Here is a 720-nt window from a genome sequence, read left to right as displayed (position 1 = left end):
GCCGGCGATGCCCCAGCTTGCAATGAACCTTCTGGCGAAACGGGTGGTGACGATCATCACCAGCGCCGCGGTGGCGAAGGCTAGACTGAAGCCGAACTGTGAAAAGCCGGCGCGATCCATGAGCACCCGTGGCGCAGTCGAAAAGAACACGAAGAAGGCGCCCATGGCGGCACTGAATGCAAGCGTGTAGGTCCAGAAGGCAAGACTGGAGAGAATGGGTCGAAGCGCCATTCGCCTGGTATCGCCATTCGAGGGGCGGGTTTCGTGCCATTTCGGCCATGCGTTGAGGGTAGCTGCCGTGGCCAGGACTCCGAGCGTCAGGAAGATCGCCCGCCAGCCGAAATTGTCGGCAATCAACGCACCGGCAACCGGCCCCAACGCCGGCACGAAAGCCAACATCGAGCTGAACAGGCCGTAAATGACGGCACTTTCGGGTCTTTGCGCATAGACGTCGCGAACCGTTGCGAAGGTTGCAACGAGAATGGCGGACGCACCAATGGACTGCATGACGCGCAGGACGACGAAGACAGCGGCCAGTGAGGTGCTGGCGAGCAGAAAGGAAGCGCCTGAAAACAAAAGCGCGCCACCGATCAGCACCGGGCGCCTGCCGATCCTGTCGGAAATCGGGCCGAAGACGACTTGGCCGAGCCCAAGACAGATCATGTAGAGGCTCAGCGTCAGCTGGATGACATCAGGCGATGTCTCGAGGATCCCCGGCAT

General features: G+C 61.0%; 1 protein-coding gene. It reads right to left on the bottom strand.

Features of this window, described 5'->3' with window-relative positions; genetic code table 11:
- Nucleotides 1–720, bottom strand: a 720-nt coding sequence (locus EN884_RS37690) for a Bcr/CflA family efflux MFS transporter (RefSeq protein WP_128361218.1), incomplete at both ends; no start/stop codon positions are given.

It is taken from the genome of Mesorhizobium sp. M7A.F.Ca.AU.001.01.1.1, assembly GCF_004022735.1.
Lineage (GTDB): Bacteria > Pseudomonadota > Alphaproteobacteria > Rhizobiales > Rhizobiaceae > Mesorhizobium > Mesorhizobium ciceri.
The sequence above is the reverse complement of the archived record's forward strand: the minus strand, read 5'-3'. Positions and strand labels throughout refer to the sequence as shown.